Origin of the sequence: Cytobacillus gottheilii (genome assembly GCF_900166665.1) — a bacterium.
Classification (GTDB): Bacteria; Bacillota; Bacilli; order Bacillales; family Cytobacillaceae; genus Cytobacillus; species Cytobacillus gottheilii_A.
Genome location: NZ_LT800494.1, coordinates 851,951 through 865,932 on the forward strand (window position 1 = coordinate 851,951; position 13,982 = coordinate 865,932).

14 protein-coding genes and 1 riboswitch are annotated in these 13,982 nt (G+C 39.2%); of the genes, 13 read left to right on the forward strand and 1 reads right to left on the reverse strand.

Annotated features, from left to right (window positions below):
* Nucleotides 1-2 precede the first annotated feature (2 nt).
* A complete protein-coding gene (locus tag B7E07_RS04145) occupies nt 3-854 on the forward strand; it encodes a MetQ/NlpA family ABC transporter substrate-binding protein (RefSeq protein WP_080844208.1) in 852 nt (283 codons plus the stop codon).
* A gap of 132 nt (nt 855-986) precedes the next feature.
* On the opposite strand, the gene B7E07_RS24365 is transcribed toward B7E07_RS04145, so the two are convergent.
* Nucleotides 987-1,121, reverse strand: a complete 135-nt coding sequence (locus B7E07_RS24365; protein WP_257391393.1) for a hypothetical protein — start codon at nt 1,119-1,121, stop codon at nt 987-989.
* Nucleotides 1,122-1,434: 313 nt separating this feature from the next.
* Between B7E07_RS24365 and B7E07_RS23490 the strand changes: the two genes are divergently transcribed.
* From B7E07_RS23490 to B7E07_RS04200, 12 genes are all read left to right on the forward strand, one after another.
* A complete protein-coding gene (locus tag B7E07_RS23490) occupies nt 1,435-1,587 on the forward strand; it encodes a hypothetical protein (protein WP_218970397.1) in 153 nt (50 codons plus the stop codon).
* Between the two features lie 416 nt (nt 1,588-2,003).
* Entirely contained in the window at nt 2,004-2,789 is a 786-nt protein-coding gene (gene sufC / locus B7E07_RS04150; protein ID WP_080844209.1) for a Fe-S cluster assembly ATPase SufC, read from the forward strand.
* A gap of 17 nt (nt 2,790-2,806) precedes the next feature.
* A complete protein-coding gene (sufD, locus tag B7E07_RS04155; protein ID WP_080844210.1) occupies nt 2,807-4,117 on the forward strand; it encodes a Fe-S cluster assembly protein SufD in 1,311 nt (436 codons plus the stop codon).
* Nucleotides 4,117-5,346, forward strand: coding sequence for a cysteine desulfurase (locus B7E07_RS04160; protein ID WP_080844211.1), 1,230 nt, complete (start codon nt 4,117-4,119; stop codon nt 5,344-5,346). Before sufD ends, B7E07_RS04160 begins: the two co-directional genes overlap by 1 nt.
* Nucleotides 5,336-5,773 (forward strand): Fe-S cluster assembly sulfur transfer protein SufU, encoded by a 438-nt coding sequence (gene sufU, locus B7E07_RS04165; RefSeq protein WP_080844212.1) that lies wholly within the window; start codon nt 5,336-5,338, stop codon nt 5,771-5,773. Before B7E07_RS04160 ends, sufU begins: the two co-directional genes overlap by 11 nt.
* 65 nt (nt 5,774-5,838) lie before the next feature.
* Entirely contained in the window at nt 5,839-7,236 is a 1,398-nt protein-coding gene (gene sufB, locus B7E07_RS04170) for a Fe-S cluster assembly protein SufB (RefSeq protein WP_066442768.1), read from the forward strand.
* Between the two features lie 467 nt (nt 7,237-7,703).
* Entirely contained in the window at nt 7,704-8,072 is a 369-nt protein-coding gene (locus B7E07_RS04175; protein ID WP_080844213.1) for an ArsR/SmtB family transcription factor, read from the forward strand.
* Nucleotides 8,065-10,191 (forward strand): heavy metal translocating P-type ATPase, encoded by a 2,127-nt coding sequence (locus B7E07_RS04180; RefSeq protein WP_139785569.1) that lies wholly within the window; start codon nt 8,065-8,067, stop codon nt 10,189-10,191. Before B7E07_RS04175 ends, B7E07_RS04180 begins: the two co-directional genes overlap by 8 nt.
* A 123-nt stretch (nt 10,192-10,314) precedes the next feature.
* Nucleotides 10,315-10,947: a class I SAM-dependent methyltransferase gene (locus tag B7E07_RS04185; RefSeq protein ID WP_080844214.1), complete on the forward strand. Its 633-nt coding sequence runs from the start codon at nt 10,315-10,317 to the stop codon at nt 10,945-10,947.
* Nucleotides 10,948-11,056: 109 nt separating this feature from the next.
* Nucleotides 11,057-11,902, forward strand: a complete 846-nt coding sequence (locus B7E07_RS04190) for a DUF72 domain-containing protein (protein WP_080844215.1) — start codon at nt 11,057-11,059, stop codon at nt 11,900-11,902.
* A gap of 89 nt (nt 11,903-11,991) precedes the next feature.
* A complete protein-coding gene (locus B7E07_RS04195) occupies nt 11,992-12,294 on the forward strand; it encodes a YunC family protein (RefSeq protein WP_080844216.1) in 303 nt (100 codons plus the stop codon).
* A gap of 280 nt (nt 12,295-12,574) precedes the next feature.
* Nucleotides 12,575-13,672 (forward strand): HD-GYP domain-containing protein, encoded by a 1,098-nt coding sequence (locus tag B7E07_RS04200; RefSeq protein ID WP_080844217.1) that lies wholly within the window; start codon nt 12,575-12,577, stop codon nt 13,670-13,672.
* Between the two features lie 78 nt (nt 13,673-13,750).
* Nucleotides 13,751-13,981: riboswitch (Lysine riboswitch) on the forward strand.
* Nucleotide 13,982 lies beyond the last annotated feature (1 nt).

Below are 13,982 nucleotides of genomic sequence, written 5' to 3' on the forward strand. Positions count from 1 at the left end.
AGATGAAAAAATGGTTATCAATTTTATTAGCCTTAACAGTAGCACTAATTATTTCTGCTTGCGGCACTTCTGATGAAGGTACTGAGGGAGACAATGCAGGCGGCGGAGAAGAAGCAGAAACAACAACACTTAAAGTTGGAGCTTCAAACGTTCCTCATGCTGAAATTTTAGAAGAAGCGAAACCTCTTTTAGAAGAGAAAGGCTTTGAATTAGACATCACTACATTCCAAGATTATATCTTACCAAACCAAGCTTTAGAGGCTGAAGATATTGATGCGAACTACTTCCAGCATATCCCTTATCTTGAGTCGCAAATTGCTGAGAATGGTTATGATTTCGTAAACGCTGGCGGAATTCACATTGAGCCTATTGGTGTTTACTCTCAAAAATATGACAGCTTGGATGAACTTCCTGATGGCGCAACAATTATTATGAGTAACTCTGTTGCTGACCATGGCCGTATTCTTTCATTATTAGAACAGCAAGGGTTAATCACGCTAAAAGAAGGCGTTGAAAAAACAGCAGCAACAATCGAAGATATCGAAGAAAACAGCAAGAACTTAGAGTTTGATACTGAATATGAAGCATCTCTTCTTCCGCAAATTTACAACAACGGTGAAGGTGACGCGGTTCTAATTAACTCTAACTATGCAATTGATGCTGGATTAAATCCAATTGAAGATTCTATTGCGATCGAAGACAAAGAATCTCCATATGTTAACGTAATCGCTGTTCGCAGTGGAGATGAAGAAAGCGAAGCAATCAAGGCATTAGTAGAAGTTCTTCACTCACAAGAAATTCAAGATTTCATCCTTGAAAAATATGAAGGTGCAGTTGTACCTGTATCTGAATAATGTTTAAAAGCTCCTGTGTATGCAGGGGCTTTTTGTTTGTCTTGATTTTGCGGCTGCGGATACAATTTGTGTTTGGCGGATAAAGTGCTCTTTTTGGCGAATATAAATTTTTTACGGCGGATAAATCCCATATTACAGCGGATAAATTAAAATAACGGCGGATAAATTCCATGTTACAGCGTATAAATCAAAATAACGGCTGAAAACATACTTCCAACTTCTCTTAACATCCAGGACAATGGCGGTGTCAGCAAAAATCGCAGGCATTTCCTTTTGGCAAAAAACAAGAGGATTTTTCCCCCTTCTGTACCCCAATAATCACCAAGTTATCTAATGTGTAAAATCACAGCTATTTAGAACCTTGCTTTAAACAAGATTATACTTCAGCAAATAAACGAACCGACTCCTTCAAGTGACCTTCAGACTGAACCAGCGACATATATAACGATATATCAGGTTTTACCGCAATTGTGTCGGGTATACAGTCAATGATACGATTTAAAAGTAAATAATCCGTACAGCGGAAATTTGAAAGGAATGGTTCGTTATTAACCAGCTAAACCTAAATTATACGAGTGAAATGGAAAAGGCCATGCGTGGAGCCCATGGAGTCGGATATGAGGTTTACAGCCAAAAGCATGGTGTGCGAATGGAAGTTGAAGAAAAGCGGCAAAAGGAATATGTAGAAAGTCAGCGAATGGTTGCCGATTTAGAAAGAAAAGTACATTCTTAATGTTATATATATAGGAAGAAACCAGCTCAGCTTTTGAGCTGGTTTTTTTCCATTCATGATCAATCCAGGATTTTAATTGAAAAAGTTTTAAATGATTTGATCTCTTTATTTCTTCCTATTTTCACATACATTCTTAGTCAGTCGCAGAAAATAGTCAGATAGGAATTACAGTATTGGGACGCTTCAGAAGGGAGTGAATTAACTATAGGGCATACATAGACTAAAAAGTTTTAAAAAACGAAAAAAAACTCTATAATTAGACATATTCTCACATTCGAAAGACGAATGTTCTGAAAGAGTTGATATCACTTTTCATTTGTTATAAGATTGTAATGAGAATAAAATGAGAATAAAACTAAGAGGTTTGCGGCATAGCCGATTTATACAAATCTTTCATAATTGACGGAGGTATTATTATGGCAGCATCAACTTTAACAATTAAAGACCTTCATGTTGAAATTGAAGGCAAAGAGATATTAAAAGGTGTTAATCTTGAAGTCAAAGGCGGAGAGATTCACGCAATCATGGGACCAAACGGAACAGGGAAATCTACATTATCTTCTGCGATTATGGGTCACCCGAAATATGAAGTTACATCTGGCAGCATCGTAATGGATGGTGAAGATGTGTTAGAAATGGAAGTAGATGAGCGTGCTCAAGCAGGTCTATTTCTTGCTATGCAATATCCAAGCGAGATTAGCGGTGTAACAAATGCTGACTTCTTGCGTTCTGCAATGAACAGCCGCCGTGAGGAAGGAAACGAAATTTCATTAATGAAGTTTATCCGTCAAATGGATAGCAAAATGGAATTCCTTGAAATGGACGTAGATATGGCTCAGCGTTACCTAAACGAAGGATTCTCTGGCGGAGAGAAAAAACGTAATGAAATCCTTCAATTAATGATGCTTGAACCCAAAATTGCTATCCTGGATGAAATTGACTCAGGATTAGATATCGATGCATTAAAAGTGGTTTCTAAAGGAATCAATGAAATGCGCGGCGAAGATTTCGGCTGCTTAATTATTACTCACTATCAGCGTCTTCTTAACTATATTACGCCTGATCATGTACACGTAATGATGCAAGGCCGCATTGTAAAATCCGGTGGCCCTGAGCTGGCACAGCGTTTAGAGGCAGAAGGATATGACTGGATTAAAAAGGAACTTGGCATCGAAGACGAAACAGTTGGGCAAGAAGCGTAACAGTTAGGAGGATCACTATGTCAACTGAAATTAAATTACCATTTGACAAGGAGTATGTCAGCTCCTTTTCAAAAGATATGGGCGAACCGGCGTGGCTGACTGAACTTCGCACAACAGCTCTTGCTGATGCGGAAAACCTGCCAATGCCAAAGCCAGATAAAACTAAAATAGATAAATGGAATTTCACGCAATTTACAAAGCACCTTGTAGCCAGTGAGGATTATACCTCTTTAAACGAGCTGCCTGAGGAAGTTAGAAGCTTGATTAACTTAGAGGCACAAGAACAAAGCCTTTATATTCAGCGCAATAACAGACCGACATATCTTTCAGTAACAAAAGAGATGCAGGAAAAAGGTGTTATTTTTACAGATATCTTTACAGCTGCAAGAGAGCATGGCGACCTGCTGCAGAAGTACTTTATGACAGATGCAGTAAAAGTGAACGAGCATAAGCTTACTGCTTTACATGCAGCATTATTGAACGGCGGAGCGTTCTTATATATTCCGAAAAATGTTGAGATTACTGAGCCAATCCAAGCTGTTTATATCCATGATGACAAGGAAGCAAACTTGTTCAACCATGTTTTAATTGTAGCGGATGACAATAGCTCAGTTACGTATGTTGAAAACTACGTATCAACTGTTGCTGAAGCAGACGGAATCTTTAATATTGTGACAGAAGTAATTGCTGGTGCAAATGCAAAGGTTCAATATGGAGCAGTCGATACACTTGCTAAAGGCACAACGGTTTATGTCAATCGCCGCGGAAAAGCCGGCAGAGATGCACGGATTGAATGGGCGCTAGGTTTGATGAATGACGGGAATACTATTTCTGAGAATATCACGAATTTAATCGGTGATGGTTCATTTGGGGATACAAAAACGGTTGTTGTTGGACGCGGTGAACAAACACAAAACTTTACGACAAGCATCGTGCATTTTGGAAAAAATTCCGAAGGCTATATTTTAAAACATGGTGTTATGAAAGATGCTGCAACTTCCATCTTTAATGGCATCGGAAAAATTGAGCATGGCGCATCTAAGTCAAATGCTGAGCAAGAATCAAGAGTTCTTATGCTGAGTGAAAAAGCACGCGGAGATGCCAACCCGATCCTGCTTATCGATGAAGATGATGTTACTGCTGGTCATGCTGCATCTGTAGGCCGTGTGGATCCGCTTCAGCTTTATTATTTAATGAGCCGCGGTATTTCGCAAACAGAAGCAGAGCGACTAGTCATCCATGGCTTCTTGGCACCTGTTGTTAATGCCCTTCCAATCGAAGGAGTTAAAGCGCAATTAACAGAGGTAATTGAAAGGAAAGTAAAATAATGAATATAATGGACATTCGCCAAATGTTTCCGATCCTGCATCAGGAGGTTAACGGCAGTCCGTTAGTCTATTTGGACAGTGCGGCAACGTCACAAAAGCCAATTCAGGTTATTGAAGCGATTGACAACTATTATCGCCAATATAACTCCAATGTCCATAGAGGTGTTCACACTCTCGGGACAAAGGCAACTGATGGCTATGAAGGTGCACGTGAAAAGGTCCGTAAGTTCATCAATGCAAAATCAACTGAAGAAGTAATCTTTACACGAGGAACTACTACTTCTCTGAATACAGTAGCTGCAAGCTATGCTCGAGCAAATCTGCAGGAGGGGGACGAAATTGTCATCTCCTATATGGAGCATCACAGCAATATCATTCCATGGCAGCAGGTTGCAAAAGCAACAGGAGCTATATTAAAATATTTGCCTCTTCAAGAAGATGGAACGATCGCTCTTGAAGATGTGAAGAATACAGTTACAGACCAGACAAAGATTGTATCAATTATGCATGTTTCAAATGTTCTTGGGGTCATTAACCCGATTAAAGAAATTGCACAGATTGCTCATCAGCATGGAGCTGTAATGGTTGTTGATGGGGCGCAAAGTGCACCGCATATGAAGGTTGATGTCCAAGATCTGGACTGCGACTTTTTCGCCATGTCAGGCCACAAAATGTGCGGGCCAACAGGCATCGGTATTTTATACGGGAAGAAGAAGCTTTTGGAAAACATGGAGCCAATTGAGTTTGGCGGTGAAATGATTGACTTTGTTGGTTTACAGGAATCAACGTGGAAAGAGCTTCCTTGGAAGTTTGAAGGTGGTACCCCTATCATAGCAGGTGCAATTGGTCTGGGAGCAGCGATCGACTTTTTAGAGGAAATTGGACGTGACAACATCGAGGCGCATGAGCATAAGCTTGCTGCGTATGCGATGGAGCAGATGTCTGCTATAGAAGGCATGACCATCTTTGGACCAAAAGATGCTTCGAAAAAAGCAGGTGTTGTTACCTTTAATATTGATGAAGTTCATCCTCACGATGTGGCAACGGTACTGGATGCGGATGGAATTGCTGTCAGAGCCGGACATCATTGTGCACAGCCGCTTATGAAATGGCTGAAGGTATCAGCAACTGCCCGGGCAAGCTTCTATCTGTATAATTCAGAGGAAGATATTGATCGGCTCGTTCACGGGCTTGTCAAAACAAAGGAGTATTTTAGCGATGTCTTTTAATAACTTAGATACCCTTTACCGTCAAGTCATTATGGATCATTATAAAAACCCGCGCAATAAAGGGATTTTAGAAGATGACAGTTTAACCATTCATATGAATAACCCAACTTGCGGAGACAGAATTCAATTGACGCTGAAAGTGGAGGACGGCATCGTAGCAGACGCAAAGTTTGACGGTGAAGGCTGCTCCATTTCAATGTCCTCTGCTTCTATGATGACTCAGGCTATAAAGGGAAAAACCTTTGAAGATGCGGTTAAGTTATCGAAGATTTTTTCTGATATGATGCAAGGCAAGGATTATGACGATGAGATTGATCTTGGTGATATTGAAGCACTGCAAGGAGTTTCTAAATTCCCTGCCCGAATTAAATGTGCTACATTGCCATGGAAGGCAATGGAAAAGGGTATTAATGAATCAGAACAATAAAACAAGTTTGGGATAAAATATAGCTAAAGGATGATTCCTGAGGCAAAGAATGGAGGAATACGACGATGGCAAAAAAGATGCCTGACATTGGCGATTACAAGTACGGATTTGCCGATAAAGACGTTTCCATTTTCCGATCAAAACGCGGGTTAACAAAAGAGATTGTTGAAGAAATTTCAAAAATGAAGGAAGAGCCTCAATGGATGCTGGACTTCCGCTTAAAATCATTAGAGCACTTCTACAACATGCCGATGCCGCAATGGGGCGGAGATTTAGCGTCATTAAACTTTGATGAAATCACTTATTATGTAAAGCCTTCTGAAAAGACTGAGCGTTCTTGGGATGAAGTTCCAGATGAAATCAAGCAAACGTTTGATAAGCTTGGAATTCCTGAAGCAGAGCAAAAGTATTTAGCAGGTGTATCTGCACAATACGAATCAGAGGTTGTTTACCATAACATGCAGGAAGATCTTGAAGCGATGGGAATTGTATTTAAGGATACTGACTCTGCACTTCGCGAAAACGAAGAGATTTTCAAAGAGCACTGGGCAAAGGTTATTCCGCCAACAGACAATAAGTTTGCGGCTTTAAACTCTGCTGTGTGGTCAGGTGGATCTTTCATCTATGTTCCAAAAGGGATCAAAGTTGAAACACCACTGCAAGCATACTTCCGCATTAACTCTGAGAACATGGGGCAATTCGAACGTACGCTGATCATCGTTGATGAAGGCGCACATGTGCACTATGTAGAAGGCTGTACAGCTCCTGTGTATACAACAAACTCACTTCATAGTGCGGTTGTTGAAATCATCATTAAAAAGGATGCATACTGCCGTTATACAACAATCCAAAACTGGGCAAACAATGTTTATAACCTTGTTACAAAGCGTGCAGTTTGTGACGCAAATGCAACAATGGAATGGATCGATGGAAATATCGGTTCTAAATTAACAATGAAATACCCAGCTGTTATTTTAAAAGGAGAAGGCGCACGCGGAATGACTCTTTCCATCGCACTAGCAGGTAAAGGTCAGCATCAGGATGCAGGAGCAAAAATGATTCACCTTGCACCAAACACGTCTTCAACCATCGTTTCAAAATCCATCTCGAAACAAGGCGGAAAAGTAACATACCGCGGAATCGTTCAATTTGGACGCAAAGCAGATGGAGCACGTGCAAACATTGAGTGTGATACGTTAATCATGGATAATCAATCAACATCTGATACCATTCCATATAACGAAATCTTAAACGACAATATTTCACTTGAGCATGAAGCGAAAGTTTCTAAAGTATCTGAAGAGCAGCTGTTCTACCTAATGAGCCGCGGAATCTCTGAAGAAGAAGCAACAGAAATGATCGTAATGGGCTTCATCGAGCCATTTACAAAAGAACTTCCAATGGAATATGCAGTAGAAATGAACCGTCTTATCAAGTTCGAGATGGAAGGATCTATTGGATAATCCTGTAGATAAAAAGACGAACCTTCGTGGTTCGTCTTTTTTTTATCCATTTGTGGAGTTTGGCGAATAAATAGGTGATGTTGGCGAAAATATTTATTTAACGGCGAATAAATGCATCCTAATGGCGAAAAAATTCTTTTGAAGGCGAATAACCTGTTTTTACATGATCTAATCCGCTTGAATGCTGCATGAAAAATCTCTCCAAAATTCATATTAGTTCCCATATGTTGGTTGGTTGGAATGGAATATTCGAGAGGAGCGGGCAAGATAAGACTCCTATGGAGCGGAGCCGTTAGAGATGGACCATACGCCTCCTTATATAGGAAGTACTGTGTTATGGAATAACACTAGATCTTGAAAAATACCCATTAAAATAACTTATTAATTATTCAAACAATCATTTGACCATTAGAATAATTTTGCATATACTAATATTCAAATGAATGTTTGAATGAGGAGGCTATATTTTGAAACACGATGATATTTGCGAAGTGACTTGTGTGGATGAGGTAAAAGTAAATCGAGTCAAAAATTCTATCCAGCAGAAGGATACGATGTCTGTTGCACAAATATTTAAAGCTCTTTCTGATGATACGAGGATTAGAATTGCTTTTGCTTTATGCGAAGAAGATGAACTTTGTGTATGCGATGTTGCTAATATTGTTGGCAGCACAATGGCTACTGCGTCTCACCATTTACGTCATCTTAAAAACCTTGGTCTGGCAAAGTATCAGAAACGAGGTAAACTCGTGTATTATTCCTTGGATGACGAGCATGTCAGACAATTGATTCAAATAGCCTTTGCACATCAGCTGGAGGGAAAGCTTCATGAATAACTCCGAATTACAGAAAAGTGTTTACCGCGTTCAAGGCTTCACCTGAGCAGGCTGCGCGACAAAGTTCGAAAAGAACGTCAAACACCTGGATGGTGTTTCTAATGCAAATGTTAATTTTGGTGCATCTAAGCTTACTGTTTATGGTGAGACAACGATTGAAGTACTCGAAAAAGCAGGAGCTTTTGAAAACTTAAGACTGTATCCTGAAAAACAAAAAGTTGAAGAGAAAAAGATTCCATTTTTCCAAAAACACGGGACAGTCATCGCATCGCTTATATTCCTGTTAATAGGCTGGATGGCTGCAGAAATATCAGGTGAAAATAGCATTGTTTCTATACTAGCATATGCCAGTTCTATTTTAGTGGGCGGTTATCGGCTCTTTAAAACAGGAGTTATGAATTTATTCCGTTTAGAGTTTGATATGAAAACTTTAATGACCATTGCAGTTATTGGTGCTGCTGTTATTGGTGAATGGGGTGAAGGTGCAACAGTTGTTATCTTGTTTGCGATCAGTGAAGCCCTCGAAACATACTCCATGGATAAGGCACGCCAATCAATACGGTCATTAATGGACATTGCTCCTAAAGAAGCTTTAATCAGAAGAGGAAATGAAGAACGCTTTATTAATGTAGATGATATTCAAGTTGACGATATTATGATCGTTAAACCTGGACAAAAAATAGCGATGGACGGAATCGTTTTAAAAGGAGTATCATCAGTCAATCAAGCAGCTATTACGGGTGAATCAGTACCTGTGTCAAAAACAATTGAAAATGAAGTTTTCGCGGGTACATTAAATGAAGAGGGCCTCTTGGAGGTAAAAGTTACAAAACTTGTGGATGATACTACCATTGCAAAGATCATACAATTAGTTGAAGAAGCTCAGGCAGAACGGGCACCATCACAGGCATTTGTAGATCGCTTTGCCAGGTACTATACTCCAATCATCATGCTGGTTGCACTTGCCGCAGCTGTTGTACCTCCTTTATTCTTCAATGGAGATTGGGAGAAATGGATTTACCAGGGATTAGCTGTTTTAGTAGTCGGCTGTCCATGTGCCCTTGTTATTTCCACACCCGTATCTATTGTAACGGCAATCGGGAATGCAGCACGTAATGGTGTTCTGATCAAAGGCGGCATTCATCTTGAAGAATTGGGAGGAATTAAAGCAATTGCCTTCGATAAAACAGGAACCTTAACAAAAGGAGTTCCTGTGGTAACGGATTACCTTCCAAATACAGATATTGATCCTGATGAACTGCTGACTATTGTTGCAGCTTTGGAAAATGGTTCACAGCATCCACTGGCTTCTGCCATTATCAAAAAAGCTGAAGAAGAAGATTTAAAATACAAAAGTATATCGATTGAAAAATTCTTATCAATAACAGGAAAAGGAGTTACAGGCTCAATACATGGCAAAACCTATTATGTCGGCAGTCCAAGTCTATTTGAAGAAATATTAGAAAATGGGTTATCAAATGAGCAGAAGGAAACGATCTCGCAGCTTCAAGAAAAGGGCAAAACGGTCATGGCTGCCGGAACATCTGCTAAAGTTTTAGGGCTGATTGCTGTTGCTGACGAGTTGAGGATAAATAGTATAGACGTTATTCAAAAACTTCATTCATTAGGAGTTCAAAAGACCATTATGCTGACAGGAGATAATGCTGGAACTGCAAATGCAATCGGAAAACAGGCAGGTGTTTCGGATCTGAAGGCAGACTTGCTGCCGCAGGATAAATTAGCTTTTATTAAAGGTCTGAAAAGCGAATATGGCCGGGTGGCTATGGTTGGGGATGGTGTCAATGATGCTCCCGCTTTAGCAGCCTCTACTGTTGGAATTGCAATGGGCGGTGCTGGGACAGATACGGCTTTAGAAACAGCTGACATTGCATTAATGGCAGATGATCTGGAAAAACTGCCTTTTGCCGTTAAGTTGAGCAGAAGAACATTATTCATTATTAAACAGAATATTATATTCTCTTTAGGCATTAAACTACTGGCCTTACTCTTAGTTGTTCCAGGCTGGTTAACACTATGGATTGCTATTTTTGCAGATATGGGTGCAACGCTAATAGTCACATTAAATGGTTTAAGACTGCTGCGAGTGAAGGATAAATAAGAGACAGAAGCTTCCTGAAAGGGAGGCTTCTTTGCGAAAAGAGTAAGTAATGCAGGCTCATATACATATCACAAATTTTCAACCAAGAAAGATGCCAGCACTTTTCAAATGGAGGGAATATTTTTGAATAGAAGCTGGAATGCGATTATTTATAAATTATGGTCACCAATTTATGATCACTTCTTTAATAAAGGGATGTTTTTAAAAGCAAGAAAAGAGGTATTTAGAAATCTAAAATACAAGAAAGGAAGTAAAATCCTGCTAGTGGGAGTGGGTACAGGTGCAGATATTCCATTTTTCTTAGATAAGGGGTACGTTCTTACAGCAATTGATTACTCTGAAGAAATGCTGGCAGTTGCAAAAAGTAAGTTTAAGAACGAGTCCATAACGTTTAAAAAAATGGATGCGCAAAAGATGGAGTTTGAAGATAATACATTTGATTTTATTGCAGCAAGCTTAGTTATTAGTGTTGTCCCTCAACCAGAAGATGCACTTAGCGAAATTACAAGGGTATTAAAGAAAAATGGAGAAATCCTTATACTTGATAAGTTTGCTCCTGTAAATAAAAAACGGAATGCTGCACAAAAAATACTCCGTCCGATCATTAAATTACTAGGGACAGATATTGGTATAGATTTTCATGCACTTCTAAAACCTTTTGAAACTCAATTAGAATTGAAAAAGGACAATGCAGTAATGCTGAACGGAATGTATAGGAAAATATTATTAGTAAAACAGCTGCCAGGCAATCAATAGTGGAAAGTTTGCCGGCTGTTGTTATATATATATATAAGTTATGGATTTTGATTGACTTTATAAATTTAGGTTATATTTAATATAGAAAAATGAGAGAGGGGGATATTCGATGATCACCATAGGTGTAACTGGATGGGGAGATCATGATCAATTATATACTGGCCATATTGCTGCACGTGATAAGCTGAAGGAATATAGCGCCCATTTTCCAGTTGTAGAAGTTGATTCAGCGTTTTACGCCGTTCAGCCTGTACGAAATGCGAAAAGGTGGACAGAGGATACCCCAGACGGTTTTCAGTTTGTTGTCAAAGCGTATCAGGGGATGACAGGGCATGAACGCGGTAAGCTCCCTTTTGAGAGCAAGGAAGAAATGTTTTCAGCATTTAAAGAATCACTTCAGCCTTATATAGATCGTAATAAACTGGCGATGGTCCTTTTTCAATTTCCGCCATGGTTTGATTGCCAAAAAAAGAATGTAGACTATCTGCGATGGTGCAAGGCACAAATGAGAAATATTCCATGTGCACTGGAATTCCGCCATCAGTCTTGGTTTAAGGAACACTTCAGGGAGAAGACCTTGCAATTTATAAAGGATGAAGATTGGATTCATACAATATGTGACGAACCGCAGGCAGGGGAAGGATCGATTCCGATTGTACTCGCAGCACCTCGATCTGATAAGCTTCTTGTTCGTTTCCATGGCCGTAACGTCCATGGCTGGCAAAAGAAAAATCATGATAACTGGCGTGAAGTACGCTATTTGTATAATTATAATAAAGAAGAGCTTGCACAATGGGGTGAGTATATTCGAACACTAGAACAGAAGTGTGAGCAAATTTATGTATTGTTTAATAATAACTCCGGCGGAGATGCTGCTGATAATGCTAAGCAGTTCATTGATATGCTTGGCATTGAATATAGCTGCTTAGCACCAAGACAACTCGATTTATTCTAGTGCATGGTAAGTAGGCTTTCATAGGAGATTTTCCAGTACACTCTTTTCCTTGTCCCGTCATATGGTGTAAGGAAAGGAGTGGGGCAGTTATGATGAATTTAAGTCCTATTGAAATTGGTGGACACACATTTTTAAGTGTGTCTGTGGAACTTCCAAAAACAAATTTACTTGTAGTTACAAATGATAAAGGATATATCATGTGTGGAGCATTAGATGTTGCACTACTAAATGAAAAGCTTAAAGATCGAAAAGTGATTGCAGGAAGAGCAGTTGGCGTTAAAACCATTGAGCAATTAATTGATGCACCGCTTGAATCCGTCACATATGAAGCAGAAAACCTTGGCATTAAAAAAGGTATGACTGGGAGAGACGCCCTTTTAAAAATGATCTAATTAAAACATACAGGCGCTGAGGCTGCTATTGAGCAGTCTCTTTTTCTTTAAGAGGCTAAATGACTGATGAGTGATAGATTTCATTTACGCAGAAAAAAAGATAATTTGCAAATTTTCTTTTGCTAGTTGCAGGAGGAATGATAATATATGATTAAGACTAATTTCCTGCCTTGTACGGTTTAACTTGAATAATGTAGACAAACATGTAAAATATTGATGACAATTTAAACGAGAAGTGGAAATTGAATGGATAACTTATAGATGAAAAAGAGGTTTTTTCATGAGATTAGTATCAACGAAATCTGCTAAAGTAGGCAGTGTACTTGGGAAATCTATATATAACGATAAAGGGAAAGTCCTCTTACATAAAGGCGTAAAGCTTGACGCAAAAATGTTATCCAGGCTGCAAAAAATGGGGATTACATATATATATGTAATGGACGAGAGAATGAAGGATATTGTTTATAAATCCACATTGCCAGAACAGCTGCGCCGTGAAGCCATACATACCATCGAAGATACGTTTCGGCAATCAGGCAAGGCTCAAAATTTAGACAAATCCTTTGTTATTGAACAAGCTTCAAAGAATTTTGAAGTGCTAATCGACAATCTGCTGGATGAAATAAAAGGAGATCAAAACCTCATTTCAATCATGTCAGACGTTTATACATACGATCATTATATTTTCTCTCATTCGTTAAATGTAACACTATATTCTTTAGCAATTGGTTTACAGCTTAATTTTTCAAGAAAAGATTTGGAATTGCTCGGGATGGGTGCAATTTTGCATGATGTCGGAAAAATGCAGATTCCCGAGAATATTCTTTTAAAGCCAGGAAGATTAACAGAAGAAGAATTTCTTCAAATAAAAAAGCATGCTGAAGCAGGATTTGACTTATTAAGAGGAGTACATAGCGTCTCATTAATTGTGGCTCATTGCGCTTACCAACATCATGAGCGACTGAATGGAAGCGGTTATCCGCGTGGGATTTCTGGTGATGACATTCACCCTTTTGCCAAAATAATTGCAGTTGCTGATGTTTTTGACGCTGTTACATCAAATCGAATCTATCGTAATGCTATGCTTCCGCATGAAGGAATGGAAATACTATATGCAGGATCAGGTACATTGTTTGATGCGAAATTGATTGAAAGCTTCCGCCAATCTGTTGCTCTATACCCAGTAGGAATGACCGTGGAGCTGAATGATGGGAGAAAAGGTGTTGTCATTAAGCAAAATATAGGCATGTGTGATCGCCCTATTGTTCGTATTTTTGAAGAGGGCGGTTCAATGATTGAGCCGTATGAATTAGATTTAAAGGAAGAACTTTCAATATTGATTAGCGGCTGTGATACAACGTGGCAGAATGGTTCATAATCGGGAAAATGACCTCCATTGTACATTGCTTGTTATTTTGATATAATAATTGCAATTGAATATGAACCTTATCATATCCGATGGGGTAGAGGTGCATTATTTATTAGTAAGCTGCTTGAGGATGACAACAAGGAGAGCAGCTGAAAGGGAATATTGCCGAAGCGGATAGCTGATGTCAGCAGCTATCTCGCTGGGGTTATCTTTAAGAGAGGTAACACTGTCATTGCAGGTAAGAAAAGTCTTTATACAATATTATGAAGTCTTTTTATTTGTGTTGGGTGATTCTTGCAATGGAGAGCTACAGGTCGTA